This window comes from Paenibacillus sp. GXUN7292 (assembly GCF_050864975.1).
Taxonomy (GTDB): Bacteria; Bacillota; Bacilli; order Paenibacillales; family Paenibacillaceae; genus Pristimantibacillus.
In genome coordinates this window covers 1-9,361 of record NZ_JBOZWO010000079.1, presented here as the reverse complement: position 1 = coordinate 9,361, position 9,361 = coordinate 1, and the positions used below count along the sequence as shown (strand labels likewise).

General features: G+C 40.4%; 6 protein-coding genes. 1 reads left to right on the top strand and 5 read right to left on the bottom strand.

Features of this window, described 5'->3' with window-relative positions; translation table 11 throughout:
- The first annotated feature begins 486 nt into the window (after positions 1-486).
- A complete protein-coding gene (locus ACRRU2_RS28170; protein WP_432506754.1) occupies positions 487-1,962 on the top strand; it encodes a GGDEF domain-containing protein in 1,476 nt (491 codons plus the stop codon).
- 85 nt (positions 1,963-2,047) lie between these two features.
- Here the strand turns inward: ACRRU2_RS28170 and ACRRU2_RS28165 are convergent, their stop codons facing one another.
- The 5 genes from ACRRU2_RS28165 to ACRRU2_RS28145 form a co-directional block, all read right to left on the bottom strand.
- Positions 2,048-4,276: a sensor histidine kinase gene (locus tag ACRRU2_RS28165; RefSeq protein ID WP_331699004.1), complete on the bottom strand. Its 2,229-nt coding sequence runs from the start codon at positions 4,274-4,276 to the stop codon at positions 2,048-2,050.
- A complete protein-coding gene (locus ACRRU2_RS28160) occupies positions 4,254-4,946 on the bottom strand; it encodes a response regulator transcription factor (RefSeq protein ID WP_331699005.1) in 693 nt (230 codons plus the stop codon). Before ACRRU2_RS28160 ends, ACRRU2_RS28165 begins: the two co-directional genes overlap by 23 nt.
- A gap of 174 nt (positions 4,947-5,120) precedes the next feature.
- Complete coding sequence (locus ACRRU2_RS28155) at positions 5,121-6,728, bottom strand: hypothetical protein (protein WP_432506751.1); 1,608 nt, start codon at positions 6,726-6,728, stop codon at positions 5,121-5,123.
- Between the two features lie 80 nt (positions 6,729-6,808).
- The gene (locus ACRRU2_RS28150) at positions 6,809-7,672 is read right to left on the bottom strand and encodes a carbohydrate ABC transporter permease (protein WP_331699007.1); all 864 of its coding nucleotides are present in this window, start codon (positions 7,670-7,672) and stop codon (positions 6,809-6,811) included.
- Positions 7,669-8,655, bottom strand: a complete 987-nt coding sequence (locus tag ACRRU2_RS28145) for an ABC transporter permease (protein WP_432506749.1) — start codon at positions 8,653-8,655, stop codon at positions 7,669-7,671. Before ACRRU2_RS28145 ends, ACRRU2_RS28150 begins: the two co-directional genes overlap by 4 nt.
- Between the last annotated feature and the right edge of the window lie 706 nt (positions 8,656-9,361).

The window sequence follows — 9,361 nt, the reverse complement described above, 5'->3', positions numbered from 1 at the left end:
TGGGCTGCTCACTGAAGACCGCAAGCCTAAAATTGATTTGGCCATTGTAAAAGAAATTAATCTGGCGCCAAGAAAAAGCGCTCATGAACGTTAAAAGCCTTAGGGAGGCTGAAATAATGGCATTGATTGAACTGAGTCCAAAGCCATCCAGGATCTATGGGCAAAGGAACCCATCCGCAAAACAGCTTTTGAGCAATTGCAATACGCGATTGACACAAACAAATCTGTAGCATGGAGTTCTGTTGAGCAAGAGTTCTTCGCTGCGATTCAGGAGCAATCCTGGTCGCCTTTTTTTAATATAAACACCGTATGAGCTCCGAGCTTATACGGTGTTTATATTTTTACGATTACTTGTTGCTTTATTCATCATGTTTCGACACTCTCTTTATGACTCTTTTATTCTAATTATAGATTATACTATAGTAGTGAAGAACTATGGGTACTGCTTAATTAGAATTAGATCCAATCTATAGAGAGGTGCAGCAGATGGAATCCCGCTTCAGAGTAAAGCTTATGCTTACAATGATCGCTTTCGCCATGAGTATTTCGTTCATATTAGCTGCGATGGATCATAACAGACTTAAAAATCAAACAATTGATAATCAGCAAACGCAAATGAAGAAAAGCGAAGAAATAGTTTTGACATCTATCGATACAATTGAAAAAGCTTATTACCTGTTTGGCGAGCATAAGGCTGCCTCGATGCGAGATGTAAGCGCTAGATTAATACAGCACTACGAGCAACAGCCCGATTTCAATCAATGGAGCTTTAATGAGCTGAAGCAGAAACACGAATACGATATCTACATTATAAATAAAAATAACGTCATTACACATAGCAGCATGAAGTCCGATATTGGACTTGATTTCAATTCCTGCTGCAAAGGTCTTGCAAAAATATTGGATGACAGGAGAAATACGGGACAGTTCTATCATGACGGCATGGATATCGAACAACAAACCGGGGCGGTGAAAAAATACAGTTATCAAGGCACTTCAGACAAAAATTATATGATCCAGCTTGGCTATGATTTGCAAAATGATGATATTTTTCAACAATTTAATTTTTTCACAACGATTGAAAATCTTACATTAAGAGATCCGTTGATCTCCCATATTCGCATTTTGAATCCGGCCGGAAATGCATTAGGCTATCCTGCTGATTCGCTTATACTGCCTGAAGAGCATCGCAGTGCTTTCAAGCATACCCTTAACACTCAGGAAACGACAGAAATACAAGGGCTATGGGAGGGTGAAAAAGTTTATTACCGCTATATTTATTATAAATCAAAATATGATACGGGAACGACAACAGAACGAAAAGTGCTTCAAGTTATTTACAATGACAAAGAGCTGCAAAGCTTGCTGAGCGCCAATCGCAAAACCTTCATTCTCCAGCTTGCAACCGTACTATGTATTACGATCATTTTATCGTTATTCATTTCAAAAGCGGTAGCCAGACCCATGCATCTTGCCTTTCATGATAGCCTGACTGGTTTGAAAAACAGAGCCGCTTTCGATGAAGCAATGATTCGAACACTCGCTTCGCAACAAACAACGACAGCACTCCTTATGATGGATGTTGATAACTTCAAAGGAGTTAATGACAAGCTGGGTCACGACACCGGCGACCAGCTGTTGAAACGTGTGGCTGAAAGCATTCATAAAACGGCCCGTAAGGACGATATACCCGCACGGCTTGGCGGTGATGAGTTTATTATCATCCTGCCAGAGACAGGATCCAAGGATGCGATCCAGATAGCTGAGCAGCTTATTGACTCTATCAAAGCCCTTACAGTTACTAAAACAGGACTTTCAGACATACCTGTAACAGTCAGCATCGGCATTGCATTTTCTCCTGCCCATGGCGAAGACGCAGAAACCTTAATCAAGCATGCGGACGAGGCTCTTTACGCCTCCAAAGAGCGCGGAAAAAATCAATACCAGGTATACAATGCCTAATTGGATAGAAAAAAGCGCAGCATTCTAGGCTGAATCAACCTTGAATCTTGCGCTTTACCGAAAACTAGCCCCATCCAGCGGTCAGTTAGTTCACTAATTTAAGCGAAATGCTTACTTTAAATAAATCGCCTTCCGTTTCGATAACAAGACTGCCATCATGAAGATCCACGATTGATTTAGCAATCGCCAGCCCGAGTCCAGAGCCTTCGGTTTGACGTGATGTATCTCCGCGCTTGAACCTTTCAAATAGCTCGTCTATATTTTCACTAAGCTCAAATTTGGATACATTTTTAAACGTAATCATCGCCTGATTGCCGTTCGAAGATACCGTTATATATACACGGGAATTTTCTAGTGAATACTTAAGTATATTTTCAATTAAGTTATCAAAGACACGCCATAGCTTATTACCATCGACAAGCGCGTAAACAGGCTGTTCGGCATACTTAATTCGAAATTGCAAACTGGAGTCTTTTACCGCGTTATCATGCTCGGCAAGCGCCTGCTGCAAAAGCTGGATAAGATCAACCTTTTCTGGCATCAATTCTATATTGCCGCTGGCCATTTTTGATATTTCAAATAAATCATCAATTAACATCTTTAAGCGTTTCGATTTACTATCAATGATTTCAAGATAGGCTATCTTGTCTTCGTCGGATACCCCTTCCTTTTTCAATAAATCGGTATACGTAATGATGGAAGTTAGCGGTGTCCGCAGGTCATGGCTTACATTAGTTATTAGTTCTGTTTTAAGCCGTTCGCTTTTGGCCTGTTCGGTCTGCGATGTTTTTACCCCTTGCTTTAATAGGTTAATGTTTCCAGCAAGCATGGCCAAAACAGATTTCCCTGTCACAGGCAGATCCTCTCCCAGATTGCCAACAGCCAATTCGTTAGTTCTTATCAACACTTGGTTAAAATACCCCAAGCTTTTTATTAGTATTATGATAATTGGCAAGCCTACAAACACAAGAAGCATTACATAGATAAGAAGATAAGCGGATTCCCAAACAATCATGTTCGCTGCTGCTCCTAAACCAAATACTGCCGCCAAAACAATAAATAACTGTATGCCTATGCTCTTATTCAAAAAAGCATCCTTCAGGCTAAGCTTTATTTTTTTAGAGAGCACCCACAAGCCCTGTCCAGCTTTATTAAGAAGCGCTTTTCCCCACGCCTCTTTAAAGTTTTTCCTGTCCTTTAATTCTGTAACAAGAAACTTTCCTTGGATAAGCGTCAAGCACCAAACAATCGATCCCATTACTATACAGCTAAAAATATCCCAGCTATAAACTATAACATTTTTGATGTCATAAAAAATCTGTTCATTAATAAAAAATAGAACGTTGACAGCCAAAATTCCTGTCGCGGCAAAAATAATGATTCTTAAGTCAATAGGAAGCTTAGTATAATGGAACCTCCATGATTCAAATCCAGCAGGAATGACCTTAGCTATTTTGAGATAGAAGCAAAGAATAAAAGCGCCTATGCTTGCAATTATATACACAATTAATAAGATTTGTTTCTGCTTATAGCGTTCGTATTCAATCATAACTGGGTTTGATAAGGGTAGAGATTTGGATACCCCAATCTGTCCTTCAAATGGAATAAATGACTTAGCGAGCTCATAAGCTCCTGGAAAGCTATAATACCCCAAATATTCTCCTGATATAAAATAACTTTTAACGAATAACATTTCTTTAGCATTTATCCCATCATTTCCGAGTTCATCTTCTGCGTTTTTCAAATTCGTAAAGACTTTACCTGTCACATGATTTTTAAAATAGTACTGAAAGGCTTCTTTATATCTCATATACTCCAGACGGTAAAATTCCCGCTCCTGGAAGAACTCGCCGACCATCCGTTCTTTTTCTTCTAATACCTTTTCTTTAATGTACTCATCACTTTTGAACCCGTTTGTAATATCCTCTATCTTTTTATCTCTTTCCGCAATATAAACATCCGCTGCCTCTTGATTACCCGTTTCCAATGCATTCTGAATAACATATTCATATTCAGCTTTTAAGTCGACAATTCGATCAGTAAGGCTTACATATCGGTTTCGATACTCATTGATATCATTCTCAGTAACCGTTATTGCCTCTTTTGCTTGCTCCAATGTAATATCGTTCAGCTCAAACTTGTTTAAATACTCCGCAAATTGATCAAGCTTGAAGCGAAACTCCTGAGTGTGGAAATAGTTCGGATGAACATAACTGCTGCCAACGGTGAAAATAGATAAAATTCCGCTTAGGCCAAAAGTAAATAAAAATACCCAAATACTTATAATAACGCTACTTTTCCATTTTGTACCCAACTCCCCATACCACCTTTAAGTATCTTGGATTTTTCGGATCAATTTCAATTTTCTCTCGAATTTTTCTTATATGTACAGCAACCGTATTTTCCGCGTTATAGCAAGGCTCCCTCCATACTCGTTCATAGATTTCATTAATCGAGAACACCCGGCCTGCGTTGGTCATAAGTAATTCAACAATTTTGTATTCAATTGGGGTAAGCTTCACCGGGTCTCCATGGACCGTCACTTCCTTTGTTAATTTGTCTAGAGTAAGCCCGTTTAGATCAATCACTTTTTTAATACCTTCATAAGTGCCTAAAGTGACGTACCTTCTCAACTGAGATTTCACACGGGCAACAAGCTCCATAGGATTGAACGGTTTTGTGACATAGTCATCCGCCCCCATATGGAGACCTAATATTTTATCCGAGTCCTCGCTTTTCGCACTCAAAATAATGATCGGAATATTTTTCTTCTCACGAATTTTATATGTAGCCGATATCCCGTCCATTTTGGGCATCATAATGTCCAAAATAATGAGATGAATTTGATGTTTATTTATTATTTCCAAAGCCTCCATTCCGTCCTTAGCTTTTAACACGGTAACCCCTTCATTTTTTAAGTAAATTTCAATAACGTCCCGTATTTCCTTGTCGTCATCGGCAACTAATACAAAAAATTGTTCCACGTTTTCCCTCCATTCCAGCAGCCATCTTTCACTATATTAATTGTAAATGGAAAATCTTAATATCTATTCATCATAATTATGAAGACATTCTTAATTATTGGAAAGACAAAGTGCCCCCAATCATCTTGAACGATGACGAGGGGCACTTCCTATTTACACTGTTATAAGCCGGGTCTATTTATTGTTTCTGGCATAGGCTGCATTCGCTTCCTCAGTAGCTTTTGCAAGTCCGATCTTGTTCAATTCTGCTACATAGCTGTCAAAGCCGGCATCCAGATCAACCTCGCCTGCAACAAATTTCAGCTGAAACTCCTTTAACACTTTATCGATAGCATCGCGATTTTCTGTCCAGCTAGGAAGATCTACAAGCTGCATAATATCATATAAAATATTAATTTCCGATTTGTTGAGCTCTTCTTTATAGGCTTGCTTTTCTGCTGAATACTCGTACACTAGCATATCTGGATTATCCGCAGCTTTAAAGAAGGTTGTGCCGACGGTTGAAACCGATTTGGCTATGTCGGAAAATTCAGCTTTTCTAACTGCGCCGCCGTTAACGACATCGTAATGAACTCCCTCTTCGCCGAACGACACTTTCATATAAACATCCTTATCCGTGGCAATGCGATCCACCATTTCTAGAATCTTCTTTACCTTTGCCTCATCTTTTACTGCATCTGCACCAATTGCATAAGGATTTTGCTTATAGCCTTGAACAATACCATTCATTTGTCCGGCAGGCCCAATAACTGGAGCGCCTACAGCAAATTCTAGCCCTGTTTTAACGGCATCTGCACCAACCGCGCCTTCTGTATGATAGTGATACCACATCATCTGATCCATCATGCCTGTCTTGCCATTTACAAATTTAGCCCGGTAGCTATTGGCGTCATCCGTAATAAATTCTGGATCAATAAGTCCAGCCTTATACCATTTATTTAAAAGCTTATAAACTGCACGAGCTTGCTCACTGACGAGGACATGCTCCACTGTATTATCTTCTTTTACGTGCCAGCCGCTGCTTCTAATGCCATGCGCCGCAAAAACCGTATTGAATATTTGATTAGAGCCTAAAGTATCTTTACCGCGAACTGACATACCGTACGTATCCTTCTTGCCGTTTTGATCCGGATCATTATTACGGAACTTCGTTAATACATCCTCCAGTTCTTCTAATGTAGTTGGAGGCGCATCATAGCCTATATTTTTCAACCATTCTTTATTGTAAGCCGGCAAAAATGGCGAACCGCCTTCTCCGTATATTCTAGGAATTCCATAATTCTTACCATCGACAACAGCTACATTCCAAGCGGTCGGGTCATATTTATCTACCATTGCTGAGTAGTTAGGCGCATACTCACGTATTTTTTCTACCGGAAGCTCACCTATTAACCCTTGCTTAACATAGCTAAGGAAATCAGCAAAGGTGAGATCCGTATTGCCGATATAATCCGGTCTGACACCAGATGCAAGCATAATGTTAATTTGCTGCTGCCAATTCGAGCGGTCATAACCAAGCGGAGTAATTTTTACATTAAACAATTCTTCCACGTACTTCTGAGTTGCCGTATCCTTCCCAGGCAAATAAAAATTTAACCACGATATTTCAATTGGGCTTTCTGGCTCCTTATTCGTCTCCGATCCTCCTGACGATGGTGTCGTGGTTGATGATGTTGAACCATTATTGCCATTTTTCGTACCGCTGTTTTCACCGCCGCAAGCAGACAGCACTAAGATTAATGCCATCGCTAACACAAGCGTTTTCAATACATTTCCTTTCATGTGTAAGCCTCCCCTTAAATATGATTTTAATATATTAACCTGTTGGATGAACAACAGCTTAATTAAAAATAAATGCCTCCTTACCCTTTTACGGACCCTACCAAAATGCCCTGGGCAAAGTGCTTTTGCAAAAATGGATATACAACCAAAATTGGCGCTGTCGTAAATATTAGCGCAGCTGCCTTCAGTGATTCGGAAGGCGGCGCATTGGTTGTAACCAATACCGCATTAATCATCGACTCATCCTGATTAATAATTAAACGGCGCAAATACATCTGCAGTACAAGCAAAGCTTGATCCCTTGTGTACATAAGCGCATCGAACCAAGCGTTCCAATGATGCACCGTACAAAAAAGTATCATCGTAGCTATAATAGGCATGGATACGGGAATAACGATTTGCCAAAAAATGCGAATATCGTTAGCTCCGTCCATTTTGGCCGATTCCTCGATTTCCTCCGACAGCTGCATAAAAAAATTTCTCATAATAATAAGCCAAAAAGTATTGACCAAGCCTGGTAGAATGAACACTAAATGCGTATCAAACAAACCTAAGCTTTTAATGAGCATATAGCTCGGCAGCAAGCCGCCGCTGAAAAACATCGTTACAATAATGAGCGTAGTGAAAAATTGGCGGTGCGGAAGCCCTTTTTTGGACAACGCATAGGCAGCTGAAGACATGACCAGCATCATCGCTAATGTCCCTATAACCGTCCGGAACACAGAATTTCCGAATGCCGTCCAAATCTCACTCGTTTGAAACAGCATCACATATGCGTTAAATGTAAAGCCTTGAGGAATTAAGCTGATGCCCAGCCTGGCTGCACCGTCACTGAGTGATATTGTCAGCTGATGCAGAAAAGGATACAGCATGCTGACGCATAATAGGCTTAAAAATAAAACCAAAAAGACTTGGAATGTTTTTTCAGATCGTGTCATTTTCATATGAGCCCCTCCTGCCCCCCGCGCTTCACTAAATAATTCGTAAACAATACAAGAATGAGAGCAACGATATTTTTCGAGAGTCCCACAGCTGTTGCAAAGCTAAATTGCATCTGTTCGAGTCCTATCCGGTAAACGTAAGTATCCAGTATATCGCCTACACTATACGTTGCCGGCGAGTACATATTAAGCACTTGGTCGAATCCGGCATCCAGCACATTGCCTATTCTCAAAATTAGCATGATTGTAATAACTGGCAGGAGCGACGGCAAAGTAATATACATAAACTGCTTAAATCGCCCGGCTCCATCCATGACAGCAGCCTCGTACATGCCCGGATCAATACCCGCTATGGCAGCCAGATAAATAATCGCTCCCCAGCCTACTTCCTTCCAGATCGATGTAGAAATCAAAGTGAATCGAAAATATTCGGCTTTTCCCAGAAAGTAAATCGGATCAAAACCGAACCAGCCAATGATCGCATTCACAATGCCGCTGGACGGGGAAAGCACGGTAAACATAAAACTGGCTACAACTACCCAGGATAGAAAGTGCGGTAAATATGTAAGCGTTTGCGCAACTTTTTTAAAAAGTTTAAGCCTTAGCTCATTCAATAAAATTGCCAAAATGATAGGAGCAGGAAAGCCAAACAACAGATGATACAAGCTAATTACGATCGTATTGCGAAGAATTAAATGAAAATCTTGAGCTCCGTTTACCATGGCTTTAAAGTGTTTTAAGCCGGCCCATGGACTGTCCATAATTCCTTTTGTAATATTGAAATCTTTAAACGCAAGCTGTATGCCATATAGCGGGCCATAATGAAAAATCAAATACCATATAAGCGCTGGAGCGAGCATGAGCAATAAATACTTATAACGTTTATATCGTTTCCAGTTTCGGCTCCAAGAAAAAGGCTCTTTATTGGAAGAACGTTTTCCTTTCTTGCCATGCACAGCTGAAGAAGCGCTAAGATCTGTCTGCATATCAATTCTTCCTTTCGGTGTTTATCCTCTTCCCAACAATAAGCGAGAAGCGGCGTATCGGTCTATTTCAAATCCTTCTAATGCATTGCAATATCTTCCGATGCCCAAGAAAGCTTATAAACAAAGGGATTCTCAAGGCCTCTTCCCATTACTCGATTCCCTTGAATCTATAATAATCTGTTATCATTCGAATTTTTTATAACTCAACTTTCGCAGATGCCATAATTGCCTAACGGTTGCCATAGAGGCTATTTCGATTATTCTAGCTCATTTGAAAATGTAATGGTTGTCATGAGCGCTATTGTGCCTTTTCTCGAGCAAAATCAATGCTTTTTGGGGTATTAAGCGCAATAGCAACCGTTCGAAAATTTAAACCATCATTTTTGCACGAATAGCGTTTGTGGCAACCCTTAGAATTTCATCATTGCTCAGTATACTCTGCGACGAAGTAAGTCAACCGGGCTCCAGTAATGGATCGCAGGTTTCACCAACCGGGGATTTCGGCGTTTTCTGCTTCGAGGCCTGCCGAAGGTTAGCCTTGAGGTCGGGTGGCTTTCGCTCGCCCATAATTTACTCAAGAAGGCAGCTATGGACCAAAAACCAGGAATGGCGATGCAGGGATGATCTCCCTTTGCATCGCCATTCCATTATTTTTAAGTTCTTTTGTGTAGCGAGCTATCTCATCAAGCGAGCAAACCTACTTTTG